18 protein-coding genes and 1 tRNA gene are annotated in these 22,731 nt (G+C 73.9%); 12 read left to right on the forward strand and 7 right to left on the reverse strand.

Annotation, left to right across the window (positions count from 1 at the left end):
- Nucleotides 1-1,037 (forward strand): DUF6596 domain-containing protein (locus VEW93_08680; GenBank protein HYI61864.1); only part of this gene is annotated, 1,037 nt, incomplete at its 5' end.
- Between the two features lie 281 nt (nt 1,038-1,318).
- Here VEW93_08680 and VEW93_08685 read toward each other — a convergent pair.
- The 4 genes from VEW93_08685 to VEW93_08700 all read right to left on the reverse strand — a co-directional run bounded on the left by VEW93_08685 (nt 1,319) and on the right by VEW93_08700 (nt 4,747).
- Entirely contained in the window at nt 1,319-2,485 is a 1,167-nt protein-coding gene (locus VEW93_08685; protein HYI61865.1) for a Fic family protein, read from the reverse strand.
- Between the two features lie 864 nt (nt 2,486-3,349).
- Nucleotides 3,350-3,426 (reverse strand) — tRNA-Ala (locus VEW93_08690).
- Between the two features lie 228 nt (nt 3,427-3,654).
- Nucleotides 3,655-4,281, reverse strand: a complete 627-nt coding sequence (locus VEW93_08695; GenBank protein HYI61866.1) for an HAD family phosphatase — start codon at nt 4,279-4,281, stop codon at nt 3,655-3,657.
- Between the two features lie 34 nt (nt 4,282-4,315).
- On the reverse strand, nt 4,316-4,747 hold the full coding sequence (locus tag VEW93_08700) for a DUF952 domain-containing protein (protein HYI61867.1): 432 nt from the start codon (nt 4,745-4,747) through the stop codon (nt 4,316-4,318).
- Nucleotides 4,748-4,854: 107 nt separating this feature from the next.
- On the opposite strand from VEW93_08700, the gene VEW93_08705 reads away from it, so the two are divergent.
- The 7 genes from VEW93_08705 (at nt 4,855) to VEW93_08735 (ending at nt 15,173) form a co-directional block, all read left to right on the forward strand.
- Nucleotides 4,855-7,734 (forward strand): EAL domain-containing protein, encoded by a 2,880-nt coding sequence (locus VEW93_08705; protein ID HYI61868.1) that lies wholly within the window; start codon nt 4,855-4,857, stop codon nt 7,732-7,734.
- Nucleotides 7,735-7,943: 209 nt separating this feature from the next.
- Nucleotides 7,944-8,420, forward strand: a complete 477-nt coding sequence (locus VEW93_08710; GenBank protein HYI61869.1) for a hypothetical protein — start codon at nt 7,944-7,946, stop codon at nt 8,418-8,420.
- Nucleotides 8,420-9,127, forward strand: a complete 708-nt coding sequence (locus tag VEW93_08715) for a hypothetical protein (GenBank protein ID HYI61870.1) — start codon at nt 8,420-8,422, stop codon at nt 9,125-9,127. Before VEW93_08710 ends, VEW93_08715 begins: the two co-directional genes overlap by 1 nt.
- 136 nt (nt 9,128-9,263) lie before the next feature.
- A complete protein-coding gene (locus VEW93_08720; GenBank protein ID HYI61871.1) occupies nt 9,264-9,827 on the forward strand; it encodes a pyruvoyl-dependent arginine decarboxylase in 564 nt (187 codons plus the stop codon).
- Nucleotides 9,828-9,905: 78 nt separating this feature from the next.
- Nucleotides 9,906-13,337: an EAL domain-containing protein gene (locus tag VEW93_08725; protein ID HYI61872.1), complete on the forward strand. Its 3,432-nt coding sequence runs from the start codon at nt 9,906-9,908 to the stop codon at nt 13,335-13,337.
- Between the two features lie 73 nt (nt 13,338-13,410).
- On the forward strand, nt 13,411-14,637 hold the full coding sequence (locus VEW93_08730) for a CBS domain-containing protein (protein ID HYI61873.1): 1,227 nt from the start codon (nt 13,411-13,413) through the stop codon (nt 14,635-14,637).
- Complete coding sequence (locus VEW93_08735; GenBank protein ID HYI61874.1) at nt 14,637-15,173, forward strand: DUF1003 domain-containing protein; 537 nt, start codon at nt 14,637-14,639, stop codon at nt 15,171-15,173. Before VEW93_08730 ends, VEW93_08735 begins: the two co-directional genes overlap by 1 nt.
- A gap of 5 nt (nt 15,174-15,178) precedes the next feature.
- Here the strand turns inward: VEW93_08735 and VEW93_08740 are convergent, their stop codons facing one another.
- Together VEW93_08740 and VEW93_08745 are read right to left on the reverse strand one after the other, a co-directional pair.
- Nucleotides 15,179-16,819: a peptide chain release factor 3 gene (locus VEW93_08740; protein ID HYI61875.1), complete on the reverse strand. Its 1,641-nt coding sequence runs from the start codon at nt 16,817-16,819 to the stop codon at nt 15,179-15,181.
- On the reverse strand, nt 16,816-17,274 hold the full coding sequence (locus tag VEW93_08745; GenBank protein ID HYI61876.1) for a Fur family transcriptional regulator: 459 nt from the start codon (nt 17,272-17,274) through the stop codon (nt 16,816-16,818). Before VEW93_08745 ends, VEW93_08740 begins: the two co-directional genes overlap by 4 nt.
- 211 nt (nt 17,275-17,485) lie before the next feature.
- Here VEW93_08745 and VEW93_08750 point away from each other — a divergent pair, with 211 nt between their 5' ends.
- The 4 genes from VEW93_08750 (at nt 17,486) to VEW93_08765 (ending at nt 21,550) form a co-directional block, all read left to right on the forward strand.
- Nucleotides 17,486-18,865 carry a DUF4214 domain-containing protein gene (locus VEW93_08750; GenBank protein HYI61877.1) on the forward strand — a complete coding sequence of 460 codons (1,380 nt, stop codon included), beginning with the start codon at nt 17,486-17,488 and terminating at the stop codon, nt 18,863-18,865.
- 52 nt (nt 18,866-18,917) lie between these two features.
- Nucleotides 18,918-19,730, forward strand: coding sequence for an inositol monophosphatase family protein (locus VEW93_08755; protein HYI61878.1), 813 nt, complete (start codon nt 18,918-18,920; stop codon nt 19,728-19,730).
- Nucleotides 19,731-19,784: 54 nt separating this feature from the next.
- Nucleotides 19,785-20,867: a hypothetical protein gene (locus tag VEW93_08760; GenBank protein HYI61879.1), complete on the forward strand. Its 1,083-nt coding sequence runs from the start codon at nt 19,785-19,787 to the stop codon at nt 20,865-20,867.
- A 71-nt stretch (nt 20,868-20,938) separates the two neighbouring features.
- Nucleotides 20,939-21,550 carry a hypothetical protein gene (locus tag VEW93_08765; protein ID HYI61880.1) on the forward strand — a complete coding sequence of 204 codons (612 nt, stop codon included), beginning with the start codon at nt 20,939-20,941 and terminating at the stop codon, nt 21,548-21,550.
- Between the two features lie 222 nt (nt 21,551-21,772).
- Here VEW93_08765 and VEW93_08770 read toward each other — a convergent pair whose 3' ends face one another.
- Nucleotides 21,773-22,606 (reverse strand): FliA/WhiG family RNA polymerase sigma factor, encoded by an 834-nt coding sequence (locus VEW93_08770; GenBank protein HYI61881.1) that lies wholly within the window; start codon nt 22,604-22,606, stop codon nt 21,773-21,775.
- Between the last annotated feature and the right edge of the window lie 125 nt (nt 22,607-22,731).

A 22,731-nucleotide genomic window follows, 5' to 3' on the forward strand; every position in this document is an offset into this window, starting at 1 on the left:
TCTCCGCGTGGGAGAAGGAGCTGCCGGCCGACCGCGCGGGGTGGCTCATCACGGTCGCATGGCGAGCCTTCGTCGACATGACGCGTTCGGACGCCGCGCGCCGCGACCGAGAGGTCCGGTTCGACACCGAACCACCGGCAGGCACGATCCCGAGCGCCGACGACACGTTGCACCTCTACTTCCTGTGCGCACACCCCGACCTCACGTCGTCGTCCTCGGTCGCGCTGACTCTTCGCGCCGTGGGTGGTCTCACGACGCGCCAGATCGCGCAGGCCTACCTCGTGCCGGAGGCCACCATGGCGCAGCGCATCAGCCGGGCCAAGCGCACGGTGGCGCGGGCCGGCGTCGATCGTCCCGGCGACGTGGGCACGGTGATGCGGGTGCTGTACCTCGTCTTCAACGAGGGCTACACCGGTGACGTCGACCTCGCGGCGGAGGCGATCCGGCTGACCCGGCAGCTCGCCACCCTGGTGGACGACCCCGAGGTCCACGGCCTGCTCGCCCTGATGCTCCTCCACCACGCCCGCCGGAGCAGCCGCACCCGGGCCGACGGGAGCATCGTGCCCCTCGCCGACCAGGACCGCAGCCGGTGGGACACCGCGCTCATCGCCGAGGGGACCGTCATCATCCACGCTGCGCTCGGGCGCGACCGGCTCGGCGAGTACCAGGCCCAGGCGGCCATCGCCGCGCTGCACGCGGACGCGCCGCGGGTCGAGGAGACCGACTGGGTGCAGATCGTGGAGTGGTACGACGAGCTGCTCCGGTTCGCCGACACCCCGATCGTCCGGCTCAACCGTGCGGTCGCCGTCGGCGAGGCCGACGGTGCGCCCGCAGGACTGGCGGCCCTGGCCGCGGTCGACGAGAGCGTCCCGCGGCGCGCCGCGGTCGCCGCCCACCTCCACGAGAAGAACGGCGACCTCGAGCTCGCAGCCCGTCTCTACGCCGACGCAGCCCGCAACGCACCCAACCTCGCAGAGCGCGACCACCAGACGCGCCAAGCAGCGCGACTCAACCAGCACCTGCACCAACCCAGATGATGCCGGCCCCCCGTGTTCTCTCGGTGGAGACGATGGGACCCGAACCCACGACCCCCCTGCTTGCAAGTTCCGACGAGCCCGATCCCCCACCAGCCGAGGAGCGCTGATCCCCAGGTCAGCGGCGGTATGGCCTGTCCGCCAACACCCGCCATCAGCCCTCGTTCCCGTCCCGTACGGGCACGCGCAGGGCATGCTGACAACCCCCGCGGACCGAGCAACGAAAGGCTCCTTACCTTGGTGAGGGCCGCTATGAAAGCAAACTGCCCTTTGCTTTCCTTAGCTCAGTTCTCGTAGTGGAGGTCGAGCGACATCTGGTCGGCTGCATGGCCCGGAACCTCGACCTCGCCGTACACGGCCTCGAAGATGTGAGGGGCCTCGTAGATGCGTCCTCGCTCCCGACCGGTCGTCTCCACGAGGTCACCCCGCTCGACGAGGGCGTTGATCGCGGCGTGAGCCGTGGGCCGGGTCACACCGAGCAACGATTCGACCCGAGCCGCGGTGACGACCGGTACCGCGAACAGCTGCTCCGCGAGGCGCACGACGGTGTTCGGCCGCCCCTCGTCGAGGAGCTGGTTGCGGAGATCGTGCTGCAACTCGACGAGGCGAACCGTCCGCTCCTCGGCGTCACGAGCCTGGCGTCGCACGCCATGGAGGAAGAAGCGCAGCCAAGGGATGATGTCGCCCGTCTGGCTCGTCCGGAGGAGCAGGTCATAGTACTCGCTGCGGTGCTGCTCGAAGTAGGCCGAGAGGTAGAGCAGAGGCTGAGGCAAGGCGTCCCGCAGCACCAGCATCAGAGGGATCAGGAGCCGCCCGATGCGCCCGTTCCCGTCCAGGAAGGGATGGATCACCTCGAACTGGTAGTGCGCAAGGGCGAGCTGGAGCAACAGAGGCATGTCCCGCTCGTGGAGAAACCGCTCAAGGTCGTCGAGGGCGATGCCCATGGGGTCAGGTGGCGGCGGGACGAACACGGCATCAGTGAGGGTGTTCCCGCCGATCCATACGGGACTGGTGCGCAGCTCGCCAGGGAGTCGGTTCTGCCCGCGCACCCCCGACAGCAGGTGTTCGTGCATCTCGCGAAGGAGTCGGACCGAGACGGGGAACCCCTCGCCCACCCGCTGCAGCCCGTGCCCCATGGCCACGATGTAGTTCTGGACCTCTTGGGCGTCGTCGGCCTCGTCGGCCGCAGGCGCCTGGCCGGCCTCGAAGCGGAGGAGCTGGCCAACGTCGGTCTTCGTGCCTTCGATGCGCGAGCTGAGCACCGCTTCCAAGCGGAGGTGCGGCCCGATGAGCAGATGGGCGTTGGGGATGAGGCGACCGACGCCGCCCAGGCGGTGCACGGCGCCGGTGGCTTCGTCGAGCAGGGTCACGATCTCGGGCGGAAGCTGCAACCGCCGAGGCAGCGGCGCGGGATGGAACGCCCAGAAACCGCTCGAGTCCTTGCGGACCACCCCGCGCTCCTGCGAGCTGAACGCTTCTGGCTCCACCGCGTCTCCTTGTTGAGGTGCTCTTTCCTCCGCCGCATCCTAACTAAAGCAGTGGCCCAATAGCTTTACTACGCGAGTTAGTCGCCCGCTGCCAGGAGAGCCTCTAGTAGGCCGCGCCTCATGTCGATCCTTGAGGTCGTGGGGAACTCATCGCCCTCAACCGCTGGCGCCCACGAGAACGACCTCACCGTCGCCGCCAGACCATGACGGGACCAGACAACGTTCCACCGAGATCCGCCCCGGCAACGGCTCCACCCCCTCCCTCGCCAACCAGACCAGAATCGTCCGCGGCCCCCAACCAGGGTGCTCCCGGCGCATCGCCACGATCCGCGCCTCGACCTCCGCGGCCATCTGATGCGGACACGACGACGGCCTCGATGACCGATCCGCCAACCCGCCGAGGCCATGAACCGCGTACGCCTTCAACCACCGTGAACGCTCGGACGGCGAACCCATAGCGGCGGGCCACATCAGTGACCGTCGCTCCGTCATGAGCACCTCCAACACCGCTGCCAACCGTTGCTCCACCAGGCCCAACTCCACCAACACGACCGGCCTCCCACGCATCTGTGATCACACGACAACCACAGCGAAGGAGGTGGCCACAGCAGCAGGGGGACCCTCACCGGTGTCGCACAGGAACCGGGTCCGGTGTCGCACAGGAACCGAGGCCGCGTCCGAAAACCGTCACCCAGCTACCGGGGCCACGGTGTCCACCATGAACCGGGTCCTCACACCGGTGTCCGATCCGTACGGGCACGTGGAGGGCACGGCGAGCACTCCCACGGGTGACCCGCCCGAGGCGGAGCGCCCTGACCAGGGGGAATGTGGTGGAGACGATGGGACTCGAACCCACGACCCCCTGCTTGCAAAGCAGGTGCTCTAGCCAACTGAGCTACGCCCCCGAGGGTACGTGCCGTACCTGGGTGAGGACCCCGAGGCCCGATCCTACCGGTGCCCGGCGTGCCGACTGGCGGTCGCCGCGGCCCGATCCGGCGCTGGCGCAAGGAGTCGCACGCCCCGGGCCTGCGGTAGGGGCGGATCCCGAGAGCGGGCGCTCCCGACCACTGGTCGGGCCGGCGGTCGGTCGCGTACGGGCGGCTTCGAGGGGCGGGCCCGGCGGAAGGCCCGGCTCAGACGCCGAGGTGGGCCAGGACGGCGCGGACGGACTCGGTGGAGGTCACGTGCACCGCCTGCATCCCGGCCTGCCGGGCGCCGACGACGTTCTCCGGGCTGTCGTCGAAGAAGAGGACCCCTGAGGGCGCCACGCCGATGGCGGTGGCGACGGTGTCGAACGCGGCCCGGTCGGGCTTGCGGTGCCCGATCTCGGAGGAGACGAACGTCGAGGTGAAGACGCCCAGGACCTCGGCGAAGCGCTCGGACCACACCACCTGGTGGCTCGGGTTGCTGTTGGTGAGCGCGTAGAGCGGGAACCGGGCCCGAGCCCGGTCGAGCAGCGGGGCCATGCCGGCGGCCACGCCGAGGTAGATGTCGTTCCAGCCGGCCAGCAGCTCCTCGTCGGCCAGCTCGACGGCGAGGGCCCGCCGGAGGCCGGCGAAGTACCCGGCCACGTCCAGGACGCCCCGCTCGTGGTCCTCGTACGCCGCGTCGAAGGTGAACCGGGAGGCCACCTCCTCGACCTCGCGGCCGGCGCTGCGGGCCCAGCGGGCCGTGCACCGCCCGAAGTCGATGTCGATGACCACGCCCCCGAGGTCGAAGAGCAGGACCTCGACGGCCTCCGGTCGGAGCCTGGGCGTCACCACCACCCGAGTGTGCCCCACGGGCACCCCGACCTCAGAGGCGCTCGGGCGGTCCCCAACCGACGAAGGCGCCGTCGGGGCCGCGGAGAGCGGAGCGGACCTCGCGGATGGCGTCGAGGGGCAACGGGCCGTAGGCGTGGGGGTAGACGGGCGGGTCGGCGTCGAAGCGGACCTCGCAGCCCACGGCGCCGAGATCCACCGTCAGGGCCACGTACGGGCGCGGATCCCCTGCGTGGTAGCGGTTGGCGGGCACCAGGAGCCGGTCAAGGCCGAGGGTCAGGTGGACGAAGCCCTCGGCCTCGAAGCCCTCCGGGACCACGCGCCCGGCGTCCTGGGCTCGCCGCCAGCTTGAACACGGAGAGAGGTGATAGGCGATATTTGACCACGGAGGGTGATCGGGACTTGAATGGTCCCCACGCCCCGCCGGAGCCTCCTCCGGCCGTTCCCCGTCCTTCCTCGCAGCCATCGGATCCGTCCTCGTGATCGACTCGCCCGCAGCATCCCGCCCCTCGCCGCAGGCCCGCCGTAGCCTCGCGCGGGCCGGGCGCGAGGGTCTGGGGAAGACGGTGCGAGGTGAGTGACACGCCGGAGCTCTGGGACGGCCGCTGGGTCGTTTGCCGGGCCCCGACCCTGGCCCGGGCCACCGAGCCGGCCGAGGGCGACCCCGCCACCACGGCCGGCGGGCCGGCGCCCATCGTCGGCCTCGAGCACCTCCCCCCGGCGGCCCAGCCGCCGGTGGTGGCCCTGGTCGGGGACCTCTCGCGCCCCGTCGACGCCCAGCTCGCCCTGCCCCTCCCGGCCGGTGGCCACGCCCTCCTGACCGTGCACGGCGACCCCGCCCACGTCGAGGTGCTGGTGCGAGGGGCCGGCGAGCGGCCCGACGCCCACCCCGGCGACCCCCTGGTGGCGGTGCTGGGTGACGGCCGGCGGGTGGAGCTGGCCGGTGTGGCCGCCTGCGTCATCGACCCCGACGGCACCACCTCGTCGATCAGCCCGGCCCTGGCCGAGCTGGCCGGCGCCCCGGCCCGCACCCTGGCCGCCCGGGGCCTCGCCGCGGTCATCGCCCCCGAGGACCGGGGCCGGGTGCTGGAGGTGGCCCGACGGGTGGCCGACGTGGCCGACGGCGTCCGCCTCGACCCCCACGACGGCGGGCCGCCCCGCTGGATCACCGTCCGGGGCCTCGACGTCGGGGCCGACCCCTCCTCCATCGCCGATCCCGCCCCCACCGACCACGGCCGCCTCCTGCTGGTCACCGAGCTCCACGCCCGGGCCGGCGAGCTGGCCCGCGCCGCCCACCGGGCCAGCAGCGCCTTCCAGCAGGCGGCCTCGGGGCGAGCCCGCGTGAACCGGGAGGGCACGGTGGTGGCCTCCAACCCGGCGCTGGGCCGCATGCTGGGCGTCGACCAGGGCCGGGTCGCCGGGCACCGCCTGGTCGACCTGGTGGCGGCCGACGAGCGCCCCGCCCTCACCGCCCTGCTGGGGGCCGTCCTCCGGGGCGACCTGAGCGAGCTGGACCACGAGGTCCGCCTGGTCGCCTCGCTGCCCGCCGCCCCCCCCACCGACATCACCCCGCCCGGGGCCCGGAGCGCCGGCCCGGCGCCGGCCCCCGGGACGCCGGCCACGCCACCCACCCCCGTCGGCCCGCCCGGGTCGCCGTCCAGCGCCCCACCGCCCGAGCCCCCGGCCCGATGGGTGCGGCTCCAGGTGCAGGCCGTGGCCCTGGCCGGCCGGGACCCCGAGATCGACGTCGAGATCCACGACGTCACCAACCGGCGCCGGGCCGACGCCCTCGACCGGGACGCCGTCGAAGCCCTCCGCTCGGCCTTCCTCCACGCCCCCACGGCCATGGCCGTCATCGAGCTGGACGGCACCATCGGCGAGGCCAACTCGGAGCTGCGGGCCCTGCTCGACGTGGGCGACCTCGACACCGAGCCGGTGCGCCTGGCCGACCTGGCCCACGAGGACGACCGCGACCTGGTCGCCGCGGTGCTGGCCGAGATCTCGCTGGGCGGACGGGCCCGGGTGGAGTGCCGCCTGCGCCGCCACGACGGCGACGACCGGGTGGTCGAGCTGGCCGTGGCCGCCGTGACCGCCGCCGACCACCACAGCCCGTTCGCCATCGCCCAGGTCCACGACGTGACCGCCCGGCACGACACCGAGGAGAAGCTCCTCCACCAGACCTTGCACGACCCGCTGACCGGCCTCGGCAACCGGCTGCTGCTGCGAGACCGGCTGGAGCGGGCCATCGCCCACCGCGACGAGTCGCCCTTCGCCCTGATGTTCCTCGACCTGGACCACTTCAAGTGGACCAACGACACCCACGGGCACGAGACCGGTGACGAGCTGCTCATCGAGATCGCCCGCCGGCTCCGGGCCGCGGTGCGGGCCGAGGACACCGTGGTCCGCCTGGGGGGCGACGAGTTCGTGGTCCTGGCCATCGGCGTGTCCGACCAGGCCGGGGCCGACGTCCTGGCCGGCAAGGTCCGCACGGCCATCGCCGAGCCCTTCACCGTGGCCGACCACCTGCTCACCGTCACCGCCAGCGTGGGCGTGGTCATCGCCGGGGCCGACCACGACACCGCGGACGCCCTCCTGCGCGACGCCGACCTGTCCATGTACCGAGCCAAGAGCAGCGGGCGCGACCGCCACGAGGTCACCATGGGGGCCGCGGCCGAGGCCCGCCCCGCACCGGTGGCCGAGGCCCTGCGCCTGGCCCTCGACACCGACAGCCTGCTGCTCCACCACCAGCCCATCGTCGACCTGCGCACCGGCCGGGCGGTGGGCACCGAGGCCCTGCTCCGAGTGAACGACCCGGTCACCGGCACCCGGCCCCCGGACCGCCTGCTGGACGGCATCACCGATGCCGAGCTGCTCGTCGACCTGGCCGGCTGGGTCCTCGACTCCATGGTCGAGCAGATGGCCGGGTGGGACGAGGCCGGCATCGGCCCCCTGGGCGTGTGGATCAACCTCACCGGCGCCGAGCTGCAGACCGACTCCCTGCTGGAGCGGGTGAGCGGCATCCTGACCCGCACCGGCGTCGACCCCACCCGCCTCCACATCGAGGTGCCCGAGCCCGAGCTGCTGCTGGCCGACGGCCGGGCCCTGGAGCGGCTGCGCACCCTGGCCGCCCTGGGCGTGCAGCTCGGCATCGACGACTTCGGCACCGGCACCACGTCGCTGGCCCACCTGCGGTCGCTGCCCATGAGCTTCCTGAAGATCGACCCGTCGATCGGGCGTCGCCTCCGCGAGCCCGGGGGCCGGGCCGTGGTCGAGGCCGTGGTGGCGGTGGGCCGAGCCCTGGGGCTGGAGGTCATCGCCGAGGGCATCGAGGAGCAGGCCCAGATGGAGGCCCTGGCCCAGTTGGGGTGCACCCACGCCCAGGGCAACCTGTTCGCGGCCCCGGCGCCCGCCCACGAGCTGGCCCTCCCCGGTCGAGCGCAACCACCGCGATGAGCACCGAAGAACGCGCCCCGTGGGGGGCGCACGCCGCAGCGCGAGTCCTGGGCACCCCCCGCAGTGGTGAGGCCGTCGCTTTGGGTGCTTGCGAGCCGTCACGGGGGGTACGGTTGATCCCACGCGCCGCCCGAGGCGCGAGGCGAGAGCCGGGATGGGGGCCTGTGGTGAGCAGACCTGAGACGAGCCCAGCGGTCCTGGCGGGGCCCGTGGCCGCGGGCCCGCGACAGGTCCACACCGTGCTGTGGTGGGCCGCCACCGTGCTCACCCTCGTCCTGCTCGACGACCTCACCTTCGGCCCGGTCTTCTGGGTGGTGTCCCGGGTGGGCAGCCCGTCGGCCGGCTTCCTCGTCGCCCTGGCCGTCTACGTCCCGGCCCAGATCGCCCTCGTCCACCGAGGCACCTCCGACCGGCCCGGGCGCCTGGCCACCTTCATGCTGTCCCGGCTGGACCTCCAGCGCCGGTCGCGGCAGATCGCAGCCCGCGAGCAGGACATGCGGGCCCGGGTGACCGGCGTGGCGTCGGCCTTCGGCCTCTCGTTGGTGATCGGCGGCGTCCTGCCGGTGCTCCTGCTCCACCGGGCCGGCTACGGCACCGGCTTCGTGCGGCGCCTCGCGGTGGCCACCTCCGTCGCCTACGCCATCGAGTTCGCCCTGCTCCACGGCCTCCTCCCGGGACACATCTGATGAGCTCCAGCATCCACGCCCCCACAGCCATCCCAGCCGCCTTCCCGGTGGAGGTGACCACCTCCCCCATGGCGTGCTGGTCCGCCCCCGACACCGACCTGGGTCGCCAGCTCGCCGAGGCCGAGGCCGAGGCCTTCCCCGAAGCGCCCCAGCTCTTCGCCGGCGACGCCAGCTCGATCCTCATGGGCATGGCCTTCGGGGGGCTGGTCCGGCACCTGATGCGCCTCTCGGTCCCGGCCATCGCCCCCGGCGTGGCCATGCCCCTGATCCTCGACGACCTGGCCCGCTCCGGCCAGGGCCTCACCCACCAGCAGCTCCTCGACCACTACGGCGCCCGGGGCATCGCCCTGGACCGGGTGGTGAGCGTGGAGACCAACGTGCGGGTGGGCGAGCGGGAGGCGGACATCCCCTCGGCCGACATGTCCTACCTCTCGGTGTTCGACCTCATGCGCCGCATCGGCTCCGGTGCCGTCTTCGCCCACCTCAACGACGCCGCCCGCTCCAGCTTCGCTCGGGTCGGCCTCCAGGACGAGCCCATCGCCGGTGTCGAGGGCCTCCGCACGCCCGGCGTCCACCCCGGCGAGTTCGACGACCACTACACCCCGGTGTGCCTCCCGGTGACCGAGGGCAACGTCGCCGTGATCGAGGCCCTCAGCCCGGCCATGGCCGCCTCCCGCTGGTCCCCCGAGCCACCCCCCTGGTGGTGAGCCCCGGCCGACGATCTCCTTCCCCCACCGTCCCCCGGCCCTCTCGGGCCCTGCGTCACACCACCCCCGACCCGCCTCCCTCCCGGAACCGCGGGCCGAACCGAACCCACCCCCGCGACGGGAGGTCGCGCCGCCGATGAGCAACATCGTCCAAGAAACCGCACCCCGCCTGGATCAGAAGGCGACCACGCCGGGGCTCCACATCACCGTCCGCCTCGGCACCGGGTCGGGCCCGACCCACCTGGCCGCCTTCGACGCCGCCCTGCAGGCCGCCGGGGTCGCCGACCGGAACCTGCTGCTCCTCAGCTCGATCATCCCCCCCGGGGCCACGGTCGAGCGCACCCCGGAGGCCCAGACCTGCCCGGGAGGCTGGGGCGATCGCCTCTACGTGGTCATGGCCGAGGAGCGGGTGGAGCGGCCCCACGAGGAGGCCTGGGCCGGCGTGGGCTGGCGGCAGGACCCCGAGTCCGGGGCCGGCCTCTTCGTCGAGCACCACGGCCACTCCGAGCACCAGGTCGAGGCCGACCTCCTGACCTCGCTCCAGGCCATCTCCGACGGGCGGCCGCCCCGGGACTGGGAGCCCCCGCAGATCGCCATGACCGGGGTGGTGTGCGAGACCGACCCGGTCTGCGCCCTGGCTGTGGCCTGCTTCCAGAGCGAGCCGTGGCGGCCCGAGGTGATCGATCTGCGCGACGGCTGACGGCGGGCGGTGTCTCGCCGCGCAGAGAGTCGGCGAGAATGCCTGCAATCCCCGGTCGCGCCGGCCGATCATGACAGAGTGACCAGCGTGGGAGTGCGCGACACGAGCGAGGAAGCGCGGGCCGACGACGCTCCGCGTCCGCCCCGCCACTGGATGGCCATCATCGCCGTCGGCGTGTCGCTGGCTGCGCTGGGCACCGTGTTCACCGACTACCGGCCGATCGTGGCCGTGGTCACCGGCGCCTTCGCCCTGACCAGCTGCATCCTCTTCGTCACCAAGCACCAGCGCGAGACCATCCGCCCCCTGGCCGTCATCCTGGCCAGCGGGCCCATCGGCCTGCTGGGCGTGATCGCCCCCACGGTGCAGGAGGTGGCGACCGGGCGGCCCCCGGACTTCCCCGGCCTGTCCGAGGTGTTCTTCGCCGCCTGCTACGTCGCCCTCATCATCGGCATCGAGGGCCTGCGCCGGGCCCGGACGGCCCAGTCCGACAGCGAGGGCCTGGTCGACGGGACCATCGTGTCGGTGTCGATCAGCCTGGTGGTGTGGGTCGTGGCCCTCGGCCCCGCCCTGCGCCAGCCCGGCCAGTCCGGGGCCGCCATCGCCACCAACCTGACCTTCGGGGTGCTGAGCGCGGTGATCATCGCGGTGACGGTGCGCCTGGCCATCGGGCCCGGCGCCCGGGCCCCGTCGTGGTACCTGCTGGCCGTGGCCATCGCCGCCTTCGTCACCGCCGATGTGGCCGTGTCGATCTCGCCCGACATCCCCCCGGCCCTCTCGCCCATCGTCTACACGTTCTTCGGGGCCGCGGTGCTCCACCCGAGCATGCCCCGCCTGGTCGAGCGCGACCTGCGCCCCACCACCCGGGTCGGCATGGGCCGCTTCGTGATGCTGGCCATCGCCCTGGTGGTGGCCCCCCTCACCCTCGTCGTCCTGGCCACCGAGGGCGACGCCGTGGACCTGGTGGTCGTCTCCATCGGCTCGCTGGTCCTGTCCGGCCTGGTCCTCGTCCGCCTCACGCTGCTGATCCGGGCCGGGAGCGAGCAGGCCCGCCTCGAACAGGCCCTCCGGCAGGCGTCCGAGCGCCTCCTGCAGGCCGCCGACCGGCCGGCCCTGGAAGCCGCCGCCTTCGACGCCGCCCGCCTCCTCATCGGCCGGGTCAGCGACGTCGACATCGCCGTGGTCGAGCAGGTGTCCGAGGGCGACGTGGCCATCCCCCTCGGCGCCGGCCGGCCCTCGGTCCAGGTCCACGCCCCCGGCGGCCTGCCGGCGGCCCAGAAGCGGGCCCTCGGCGCCCTGGCCACCAACGTGGCCCTGGCCCTGGAGACGGCCGAACTGTCCGAGGCCCTCCAGCGCACCCGCTCCGAGCGCCGCTTCCGGGCCCTGGTCGAGAACTCCTCCGACCTGGTGATGGTCATCGACGCCGACGGCCTCCTCTCCTTCGTCAGCCCCGCCGCCCGGCGCCTGTTGGGCCGGGACGAGGCGACACTGATGGGCACCTCGCCCACCCAGCTGCCCTTCGCCGATGACGTCGCCCTGCTCTCCGGGCTGCTCGAACGGGCCGACGCCACCAGCTTCACCCACCCCGTGGAGGTCCGCCTCCGCCACGTGGACGGCACCCCCCGCTGGTTCGAGGTGGCCGCCCGCGACCTGCGCGACGAGCCCGAGATCGCCGGCTTCGTGCTCAACTGCCGCGAGGTCAGCGACCGCAAGGACGCCGAGCTCCGCCTGTTCCGCAGCGAGGCCCGCTTCCGGGCCCTGGTCCAGAACGTGAGCGACGTGGTGGCCGTCATCGACGACTGGGGCCGGTTCACCTACGTGTCGCCGGCGGTCACGCCCCTGCTCGGCTACCGGGCCGAGCAGCTGCTCGACACGCCGGCGACCAGCATCATCGCCACCGACCAGCGCCACTTGGCCCAGGACCTCCTCCTCTCCGCCCTGCGCGACGTGGCCGAGCGCTCCAACCCCAACAGCATCGAGCTGCGGGCCATCGCCCTCGACGGCAGCATCCGCACCCTCGACGTCACCGTCAGCGACCTGCGCCACGAGCCCGCCGTGCACGGCATCGTGCTCAACGCCCGAGACGTGACCGTGCGCAAGCAGCTGGAGTCGAGCCTGCGCCACCAGGCCCACCACGACGCCCTCACCGGCCTGGCCAACCGCACCCGCTTCACCGAGATGGTCGAGCACGCCGCGGCCGAGGGCGCCAGCGCGGCCTGCGTCCTGTTCGTCGACCTCGACGACTTCAAGACCGTGAACGACAGCCTCGGGCACGCGGTGGGCGACGAGCTCCTCATCGCCGTGGCCGGCCGGCTCAGCGCCAACCTGCCGCCCGAGGCCACGCCGGCCCGCCTGGGCGGTGACGAGTTCGCCGTGCTGGTCCGGCCCACCGCGGACGACCTGGGCCCGGTGGGCGTGGCCCTACGCCTGCTGCACGAGCTGCGGGTGCCCTTCGACATCAACGGGTGGGAGATCGTGGTCACGGCCTCCATCGGCATCGCCGCCATCGGGGGCGACGGCATCACCGCCGAGGTCGTGCTGCGCAACGCCGACATGGCCATGTACCTGGCCAAGGAGCGGGGCAAGGACCGCGTCGAGCTGTTCGAGGAGGCGATGCACGTCACCGCCTTCGAGCGCCTGGAGCTCAAGGCCGACCTGGCCCGAGCCATCACCTCGGGCCAGCTGGCCCTGGTGTACCAACCGGTCGTGTCGCTGGAGACGGGCCGCATCACCGGCGCCGAGGCCCTGGTGCGCTGGGACCACCCCCGGCGGGGCCGCCTCTCCCCCGACGCCTTCATCGCCATCGCCGAGGAGACCGGCCTCATCGTCCAGCTCGGCCAGTGGGTGCTGGAGGAGGCCTGCCAGCAGCTCCGCACCTGGCAGCTCACCCTGCCCCCGGGGGCCGCCCTGTCGATGAGCGTGAACCTGTCGGTGCGCCAGCTGGAGCAGGCCTCCATCGTCGATGCCGTGCGCGACACCGTCGACCAGTTCGGACTCGACCCCAAGACCCTGACCCTGGAGATCACCGAGACGGTGATCATCGACCACATGGAGACCGACCGGAGCCGGCTCACGGCCCTGAAGGAGCTGGGCGTGCAGATCGCCCTCGACGACTTCGGGGTGGGCTACTCGTCCCTGCGCTACGTCGACGACCTGCCGGTGGACATCCTCAAGGTGGACCGCAGCTTCGTGGGGGGCATCACCGGCAGTGAGCCCACCCCGGTGCTGGAGGCCATCGTGGCCCTGGGCGGCCGCCTGGGCGTCCACACCGTGGCCGAGGGGATCGAGAACCCCCACCAGCTGGCCGCCCTCAAGGCCATCGGCTGCGACCTGGGCCAGGGCTACTGGTTCTCGCCGCCGCTGGCCCCCGACGCCTACGAGGACCTGCTGGCCCGCAACATCGCCCACGGCGGCTTCGACACCAGCGCCGAGAGCGAGGGCGGGTTCAACCAGGAGCCCGACACCTCGGGCCAGGACGCCACCCGGCCCCGCGACCGCAACGACCGGTCCTGACCTGCGGCCCGGGCCCGAGCGGCCCCGGGCAACGGCGCTGAAGGGCCGGGGGACAGGGCGATAGCGTGCCCGCGTGCCCGGTCCGATCTTCGTCTCCCGCCTGGCGCGGCTCCCGCTGCTCGACGCCGACGGCCACGCCATCGGCCGGGTCGACGACGTGGTGGCCGTGCCCTCCGGCGCCGAGCCGGCCCGGGTGCTGGGCCTGGTGGCCACGGTCGAGCGGCGCCGCATCTTCGTGAACGAGGCCCGCCTGGGGGCCATCGACCCCACCGGCGTGCGCCTCCGCTCCGGCACCATCGACGTGCGCCCCTTCCGCCAGCGGGCCGGGGAGACGTTGCTCATCGGCGAGATCCAGGGCACCCGGGTGGGCGACGACTACATCGTCGACACCGCCATCGAGGAGTCGCCCCGCACCGGCTTCTGGTTCGTGGTGGCCGTGGCCCTGGGCGGCCGGGGTCCCCTCCGCCGCCGCGGCCGCACCCGGGTGGTGGAGTGGAGCGACGTGGCCGTCCGCTTCGACGCCGGCCCCGAGTACGCCGAGGTGGCCGAGCTGCGCAACATGCACCAGAGCGACGTGGCCGAACGCATCCGGGGCCTGCCCCACGCCAAGCGCCGGCGCCTGGCCGAGCTCATGGAGGACGACCGCCTGGCCGACCTGCTGGAGGAGCTGCCCGAGGACGAGCAGATCCGCCTCATCCAGGGCCTGGACCTGGAGCGGGCGGCCCACGTGCTGGAGGAGATGGAGCCCGACGACGCCGCCGACCTGCTGGGCGAGATGTCCGAGGCCGAGCGCCAGCGCCTCCTGGCCGCCATGGAGCCGCAGGAGTCGACGCCCCTGCGCCGCCTCCTGGCCTACGACGAGGACACCGCGGGCGGGCTCATGACCCCCGAGCCGGTGATCCTCCAGGGCTCCACCACGGTGGCCGAGGCCCTGGCCACCGTGCGCCAGCCGGACCTGCCCATGGAGCTGGCGGCCCAGGTCTTCGTGGTCCAGCCCCCCACGTCCACGCCCACCGGCCGCTTCATCGGCAGCATCCCGTTCCAGCGCCTGCTCCGCGAGCCCCCCGGCACGGCCCTGGCCGACTGCGCCTACCGGGACCCCGAGCCCGTCCCCCCCGAGATGCCCCTGCGCGACGTGGCCGAGCGCCTGGCCGCCTACGACGCCCTGGCCGTGCCGGTGTGCGACTCGGCCCACCGGCTGGTCGGGGCGGTCACCGTCGACGACGTGCTCGACCACGTCCTGCCCCGCGACTGGCGCCGGCGCCGGCGGTCGCGGTCCCACCTGGCCGGGGGCGGCTGATGGCCGGCCGGCGCACCGACCTGTCCCGCCCCCGTCGCCGCCTGGCCTGGTCGAGCTTCTACGACCCTGAGGCCTTCGGCCGGTTCTCGGAGGCCATCGCCCGCTTCCTGGGCACCGGCAGCTTCCTCATGGGCCAGACCGTCCTGGTGGCCATCTGGATCGGGCTCAACGTGGCCATGGTCCGCTACCGCTGGGACCCGTACCCCTTCACCTTGCTCAACCTGGCCTTCTCGACCCAGGCCGCCTACGCCGCCCCGCTGATCCTGCTGGCCCAGAACCGCCAGGACGACCGGGACCGCCGCCAGGCCGAGCGCGACCGGGGCCTGTACCAGCGCACCCAGGCCGACACCGAGTACCTGGCCCGGGAGCTGGCGTCGGTGCGCATCGCCCTGGCCGACGTGGTCACCACCGAGGACCTGCGCGACTCGGTCGACCGGGTCGCCACCGCCCTGGAGAAGGTGGCGGCCCGCCTCGACGCCCTGGAGCCCCGGCTGGGCCTGGCCGGCGACGAGGCCGACACGACCCCGGCCCCGTAGCGGGCTCAGCCGCCCAGCTCGTTGCCGACCAGGGGCTCGAGCCGCAGCTCCGGCTGGTCGGCGGCCACCCGGTCGAGCCAGAACCGGCTCTCGAACAGGGCCAGGCGGGTGCCGTCGGCCCGCTCCAGCACGGTGACCCCCCGCATGCCCCGAAGGGCCGGCGTGCTGTCGACGTCGGTGACCCGGGCCACCGTGTAGGACGTGGGGCTGAGCTGCACGGGGGCCCCGAACTCGTTCTCCAACCGGTGGACGGCCACCTCGAACTGCATGGGCCCCACCGCGGCCAGCACCGGGGCCTGGTCGCCGAGGTCGAGGTCGCGCAGGACCTGGACCACGCCCTCCTCGTCGAGCTGGGCCACGCCCCGCCGGAACTGCTTGGCCTTGCCGGTGTCGCGGGCCCGCACCACCGCGAACTGCTCGGGGGCGAAGCTGGGGATCTCGGGGTAGGCGACCTGCTCGCCCAGGTACAGGGTGTCGCCCACCCGCACGTCGGTGGCGTTGACCAGGCCCACCACGTCCCCCGGCCAGGCCACCTCGATGGTCTCCCGCTCCTGGCCGAAGACGGAGTGGGCGTACTTGGTGGCGAACGGCTTGTGGGTGCGGGCGTGGGTGACCACCATCCCCCGCTCGAAGCGTCCCGAGCACACCCGCAGGTAGGCGATGCGGTCCCGGTGGGCCCGGTCCATGTTGGACTGGACCTTGAACACGAAGCCCGAGAACGGGGCGTCCAGGGGGCGCTCCCGGCCGGCCCCGTCGGACCGGGGGCTGGGGGGCGGGGCCAGGTCGACCAGGGCGTCGAGCAGGAGCCGGACCCCGAAGTTGGTGAGGGCCGAGCCGAAGAACGTGGGCGAGGTCTCCCCGGCCCGGAACAGCTCGTCGTCGTGCTCGGCGCCCACCTCGTCGAGGAGCGACAGCTCGTCCGCGGCCCGGGTCCACGACTCCCCCTCCAGCTCGGCGGCGGCCCCGGCGTCGAGGAGCTCCTCGGGGGCCTCGGTGGCTCCCCGGGCCACCCGGGTGAAGCGCACGTAGGCGCCGGTGCGCCGGTCGACCACACCCCGGAAGTCGCCGGCCAGGCCCACCGGCCAGGTGATCGGGGTGGGGACCACGCCGATGCGCTCCTCGACCTCGTCGATGACTTCCAGCGGGTCGCGCCCGGGCCGGTCCCACTTGTTGACGAAGGTGAGGAGGGGCAGGCCCCGGGCCCGACACACCTCGAACAGCTTCAGGGTCTGGGGCTCGATGCCCTTGGCCGCGTCGAGCACCATCACCGCGGCGTCGGCCGCGGCCAGCACCCGGTAGGTGTCCTCGGAGAAGTCGCGGTGCCCGGGGGTGTCGAGCAGGTTCACGACGCAGTCGCGGTACGGGAACTGGAGCACCGTGCTGGTGATGGAGATGCCCCGCTGGCGCTCCATCTCCATCCAGTCGGAGGTGGCCGCCCGGCGCCCCTCCCGAGCCTTCACCGCTCCGGCGGCGGTGGTGAGGGCACCGCCGTAGAGCAGGAACTTCTCGGTCAGGGTGGTCTTGCCGGCGTCGGGGTGGCTGATGATGGCGAAGGTGCGGCGCCGGGCGGCCTCGGCCGGCGCCTGCTCACGGCCCCCCACCGGCCCCGTCGCCCGGCCGACGCCGGTTCCGTCGGGGTCGCTCACGCGCAGGCCGCGCAGCGGCCGACCAGGTCGAGCCGGTGGTGCTCGGCGGAGAACCCCTGCGACCGGGCCACCCGGGCCAGGGCAGCCTCCAGGGCGGTCTCGACATCCGCGGGCACGGTGAAGTCGGCCACCGCCCCGCACTGCAGGCAGATCAGGTGGTGGTGGTGGCCGGCCAGGTCCTCGGCCAGCTCGAAGCGGGTGAACTCGTCGCCCCCGGCGATGCGGAGGACCACGCCGGCCGCCTCCAGCACGCTCAGGTTGCGGTACACCGAGCTCTGGGCCAGGCCGTCGCCGGCGGAGACCACCTCGGCGGTGGTGAGGGGCCGGTCGGCGTCGGCCAGGATGCGCACCACCGCCTGGCGGTTGGCCGTGTAGCGCTGGCCCGAGGCGTGGACGCGGGCCCCGACCTCGCGGTCGAGCTCCGCGGGGGTCCGGGGCGGGGCCGAGGCGGGCACCGGGGCACCCTACCCGGGCCACCCATCAGGGTGAGAACGGGTGAGAACGGGTCCAGGACCGGGTGCCGGGGCCGATGGGACCGGGACGACTTCCCTTGCGAGGGCTGTCGTCGTAACCTGACCGTCACATCGGCGCCGGGGCTCGAGGCCCGCGGGGTGAGCCCACCCACGCCGACCACCCTCCCCTCCCGACCCACGAGGCCCGGCGCTCATGCCCGACTGCTCCTGCTGCCCGTCCCCGACCCCCCCCGTCGAGCGGGCCCTCAGCCGGCGCCACCTGCTCATCGGCGGGGCGGCCGCCACCGGCGCGCTGGCCCTCTCGTCCCTGCCCGCCGGGGCCACCACGGAGAGCCCGGCCGGCGTCGCCGCCGCCGTCGACCACCCCGAGAGCCAGACCCGCGACTTCGGCTTCCTGGAACCCCGTCCCGCCAACGAGGTCCACACCAGGCCCATCATGTTCCCGGTCCTCGGCCCCGTGAGCTGGACCGACACCTACCTGGCCCCCCGCGGCGGCGGGCGGCGCCACGAGGGCCAGGACCTCATGGGCAACAAGATGCTCAAGCTCCTGTCGTGCGTCGCCGGCACCGTGGTCGAGCTCCGGCACGAGAGCGGCGGCAACTCGCTCTACATCAAGGGCGACGACGGTTGGTACTACTGCTACCTGCACATCAACAACGACACCCCGGGCACCGACGACGGGCGCAACCCCCGGCAGTACGCCTTCGCGTCGGGCCTGGCCATCGGCAGCCGGGTCAAGAAGGGCCAACACGTCGCCTACCTGGGCGACAGCGGCAACGCCGAGGGGTCCGGCTCGCACCTCCACTTCGAGATCCGCATGCCCCACGCCAACTGGTACAACGCCGCGGCCGTCAACGCCAAGTACTCGCTGAACGCCGCCGCGCCGGCCCGCGAGGGCCCGGCGGTCCCCCCGGAGACCTTCACCCCGTGGGACACCTCCCGGGACCTCGTCACCCGCCAGTTCCGGGACCTGTTGGGCCGCGCCCCGTCCGCCACCGACCTCGCCTACTGGTCCGAGCTCCTCGACAGCGGCAACTGGTCGCCCCAGCAGATGATGGCCTTCATGCTCGAGGGCGACGAGTGCGACGGTCGGGTCCATGCCGTCACCCGGCTCTACCAGGCCTACTTCCTCCGGCGCCCCGACCTGGACGGCTTCACCTACTGGATCGGGCGGCGGCGCTCGGGCACGGCCCTCAGCCGCATCTCGGAGTTCTTCGCCACCTCCGACGAGTTCGTGACCCGCTACGGCGACCTGGGCGACGAGGCCTTCGTCGACCGCATCTACCGCAACGTCCTGGGCCGGGCCCCCGACCAGGAGGGCATGGCCTATTGGATGAAGAGGCTGGCCGGAGGGTCGAGCCGGGGCTGGGTCATGGTGCAGTTCAGCGAGTCGCCCGAGTACCGGGGTGACACCGACCGCGCCGTCCAGGTCATCGGCGCCTTCGGGTGCATGCTCCGGCGGATGCCCTCGGCCGACGACATCACCATCTGGAGCCCGCACAGCAACGGCAACATGCTGCACATGATGCGCCTGGGCGAGGAGTACGCCCGGGTGGTGGCGACCACCAACTGAGGGGCCGGCACCGGGGTGCAGCCGCTCCCGGGGCGGGTGCGATGATGCGGCCATGCCCGCCGCGCCCGCCGCCCCCGCCGCCGATCCCGCCCTGGTCACCGAGGCGGTGGAGCTGGCCCGCATGGCCGGCGAGGTGACGCTCCGCTGGTTCCGGGCCGACACGCTCACCGTCGACCGCAAGGTCGACGGCACGCCCGTGACCCAGGCCGACCGCGAGGCCGAGCGCCTCATCCGCTCCGAGCTGGCCGTGCGCCACCCCGACGACGGCGTGCTGGGCGAGGAGGAGCCCGAGACCGCCGGCACCAGCGGCCGGCGCTGGATCCTCGACCCCATCGACGGCACCAAGGCCTTCACCCACGGGGTGCCCCTGTACTCCAACCTCCTGGCCCTCGAGGACGAGCACGGCATCGCCGTGGGTGTCATCAACCTCCCGGCCCTGGGCGAGACGGTGTGGGCCGGCCGGGGCCTGGGGTGCTGGTGCAACGACGAGCCGGCCCGGGTCCGGGCCTGCGAGTCGGTGGCCGACGCCTACGTGACGACCAGCGGCCTGGGGGCCTGGTCCGACGAGGCCCTCATGGCCGTCCAACGCTCCGGTGCCTCCCTTCGGACCTGGGGCGACGGCTACGGCTACGCCCTGGTCGCCACCGGTCGCATCGACGCCATGGTCGACCCCATCGCCGAGCTCTACGACCTGGCGCCCGTGCCGGTCCTCATGGCCGAGGCCGGGGGCCGCTTCACCTCCCTGGAGGGCGAGGCGGGGCCCGGCCACGGCAGCGGCCTGGCCTCCAGCGGCCCCCTGCACGACGCGCTGCTGGCCCTGCTGGGCGGGCGCGCCGCCCGACGACCGGGGGGCACCCCGGGCTGACCGCGGCTCGGCGCCGACCCGCCGGTCGGGACGGCCACCCACCACAATGGCCCCGTGGCCCCCCCCCGGTCCCCCGCCCCCGCCCCCCCGCCGCGCCCGGGGCGCCGCCGGCGCCTGCTGCTGGGCGGGGCCGCGGCCCTGGCCCTGGTCCTCCTGCCGGCGGCGCCGGCCGCCGCCGACCCGCCGGGGCCGACCGACTACCGCTCCGAGGTGGTCCGGGTCCACCCGGCGGTCGAGGGGGTGCGGGCCTCCGTGGCCGGCGGTGACGCCTTCCTCCTGATCGAGGTGGTGCGGGGCCACACCGTCACCGTCCCCGGCTACGACGCCGGTGACCCCGAGCCGTACCTGCGCGTGCTGGCCGACGGCCGGGTCCAGGAGAACCAGGCCTCGGTGGCCTTCGCCGTCAACCAGAGCCGGGACGGCACCGGCGACGCCGACACCGCCGGCGGCCCGCCCCGGTGGCGCACGGTGGCCACCGACGGCCGCTGGGCCTGGCACGACCACCGCATCCACAACATGGCCGACCGGGCGCCCCCCGCGGCCCGCACCGACACGGGCCTGGCCTGGGAGGTGCCGTTGGTGGTCGACGGCGAGCCGGTGACCGTCGCCGGGCGCTACCGGCTGCTCGACGGGCCCACGCCCCTGCCCTGGCTGGGCCTGGCCCTGGTGCTGGCCGCGGCCACCGTCCTGGTGGCCAGGCGCCTGCCGCCGGTGACCGTCGCCGGTCTGGCCGTCCTGGTGGCCGGCAGCGCCGGCGTGGTGGCGGGCGTGGCCCAGCGGGCGGCCAGCCCGCCGGGGGCCCCGACCTCCCCCCTGGTGGTGGTCCTGCCGGCCGTGGCCGCGGTGGCCGGTGTCATCGCCGTGCTCCAGCGGGGCCGGGTCCTTCGGGCCGTGGCCGCCCTGGCCGGCGCGGCCGCGGCGGGGGGCTGGGCCCTGGTGCGGGCGGCCGTGCTCTGGCGCGCCGTGCTGCCCACGGACCTGCCCGCTGGCGTCGACCGGGCCGCCACCGCGGCGGCTCTCGGGGTGGCGGCCGGGGCCGCGGTGGTGGTGGTGCGATCCGGGGCGCTGGCCCCTCCGCCGGCCGACATCGGGGCCCAGGGCGCTCCCGGACCCGACGTACACCCTTCAACCACTTAGCGTCTCGACTTCCTCACCCCAGGTGCTCAAACTCGGGGTTCGGGAGCCGATGGTCCCCCCGGATGGATCGGATGCCACGACGGGAGGAGATCCGGGTGCAGGACCTCGCCGATGCGCTCCAGCACCAACGAGGGGCCCTGGAGCAGCTCCGCTACCGGTTCGTCGCCCTCCAGCTGCTGGTCGAGGCCCGTGAGGCCCGCTACCTGGCCTGGGCCACCCAGGATCTCCACCGGGCCCGCCGCCTGGCCTGCGAGGCCGACCTGACCCGGGCCGCCGTGGTCGGCCGCCTCGGCGTGGACCCCACCGCCGAGGGGTCCTCGCTGCGGGCCCTGGCCACCGGCGCCCGCGCCCCCTGGGCCGGCATCCTCCGCGACCACCACGACAGCCTCGGCGCCCTGGTGGCGGAGATCGAGCTCCACGGCCACCACATCGCCGAGCGGGGCCGGGACGGCCTGGCCGAGCTGGCCCGTACCGGCGCCTGGCCGTCGCAGGCCCTCCGGGCAGCGCCGCCGGGCGAGATCGTGGGCCGCACCCTCGAGGGCAGCGTGCTGGCCCCGGCCCGGTCCCTGGCTCCCGGCCAGCCCGCCGAGCTCGACCCCGGCAGCATCGAGTGCCTCCTCAACGAGGTCATCGCCGCCAGCGGCCGCCTCCGCATGCCCGCCCTCCTGGCCTTCCTGCGCTAGCCCGCTCCCCCGCCGGCCCCGCCCTGCGGCGAGCCGGGCCGGCCGCGGGCCGTCCTGTCCCGGACCACGGTGGAACGAAGGCCGCGCCGGGCGGCGCCCGGAGGCCTCGCCTGGCCCCGGGACCGGAGGCCTGACGCGGGCCGGGCGCGGGCCGGCCCCCGCTCTCGCGGGGGCCGGCTCGACTCGATCATGGTCCCGGGCCCGGCCGGGACGGGGGGGCGACTAGCTGAGGGCCACCGCGGTGAGGCGGTCGCCCCAGTCGGTGGCGCTGCCGATGGCGTTGGCGTAGCCGGCCTTGCGGCGGGCCACCCGGCCCGAGGGCTCTTCGTCGTCACCCGGCTGGTACTGGGCCTCGATGCCGTCGCGGAGCATGGCCAGGGCCTCGGAGCGCAGCTGCGAGATGCGGGACTCGGTCACGCCCAGCAGCTCGGCCAGGTCCTGGGACTTCCGTCCCTCCAGGAAGTAGCCCACGATCACCAGCTTGTGGCGCTCGGGGAGCAGGTGGACGGCGTCGCGCAGGTAGGCGTGAAGCTCCCGCGACTCCAGCTCCTCGGAGGGCTCCTTGGTGTGGTCGTCGGCCAGGACGTCGACCAGGGTCAGCTCCTCGTCGTCGTCGGCCACCTCGTACTCGAGGGCCAAGACGACCGAGCGGAACATCCGGTCCTGCAGGCGCCGCAGCTCGGCGGCGTCCATGCCCAGGGCGTCGGCCTTCTCGTGGGCGGTGGGGACCCGTCCGAGCTGGGTGGCGAGGCGCTGCTCGACCTGCTCCAGCTTGCGGGCCAGGGTGCGGACCGAGCGGGGGGCCCAATCGGCGGCCCGCACGGCGTCGAGGATGGCGCCCCGGATGCGCTGGGCGGCGAAGCGGTCGAACGGCACGCCACGGGAGTCGTCGTAGCGGCGAGCCGCCTCGACCAGCCCCAGGGCGCCGGCCGTGGCCAGCTCGTCGCGGTCGACGTGACGAGGGAAGTGCACCGCCACCTGGAACACCACGTGGCGCACCAGAGGCAGGTTGTCCTCGATCAGTCGGTGGATCTCGTTCTCGTCCCGGGCGGGCATCTGCCCCTCCAAGTTTCGTGGTCTCATCCCGGACCATCCGTCGGCCCTGCGCTGACTCGCATGAGCCCCGTCCTGCGAAATGGGCCGTTCGGCCCAACGGAACGGGGTCGTTCGCGCCAGATCAA

Source organism: Acidimicrobiales bacterium (assembly GCA_035630295.1).
Classification (GTDB): domain Bacteria; phylum Actinomycetota; class Acidimicrobiia; order Acidimicrobiales; family Iamiaceae; genus Iamia.